The sequence below is a fragment of the Bacillus cereus group sp. N24 genome (assembly GCF_016483345.1).
GTDB lineage: Bacteria > Bacillota > Bacilli > Bacillales > Bacillaceae_G > Bacillus_A > Bacillus_A toyonensis.
Window position 1 is genome coordinate 1 of the sequence record NZ_JAEHCA010000103.1, and the last position, 393, is coordinate 393.

The following is a 393-nucleotide window of genomic DNA, read 5'->3' on the forward strand; positions in this document are numbered from 1 at the left end:
TAAAGGTTAAAATGGAACTTTCCGTATGAAAGGCTGGTTTCTTTGTTCGAGACTCAATCAAGTCATACTGAACGATTTTGAAAGAATCTCCTTCTTGTAAAATAGGTATCTGAAACGCTTCAACTGAACCCTCTTCTATATCCTCTTGAAACACACTTAGAAACCCTTTCTCTTGTAGGATCTTCTCTTTTGTGCTATAAGTGTTAGCCTCTTGATCTATAAAATGTACTTCTCTTACCAGGTAGATTGCTGGTTTCATAAAGTTCCCGATAAATCGTTTTACAATTAAGTCATATAACTGTTTTTCTAATGGATCTCGGTTGGTCCCGACATATAATTTTGTTGTTGGGATGATGGCAAAGTGACTACTGACTAATTCATCATTAAATGTAG

General features: G+C 35.4%; 1 protein-coding gene. It reads right to left on the bottom strand.

The features are described from left to right. A partial coding sequence (locus JDS95_RS30550) for a DNA topoisomerase (RefSeq protein ID WP_242474214.1) occupies window positions 1–393 on the bottom strand: 393 nt, incomplete at both ends.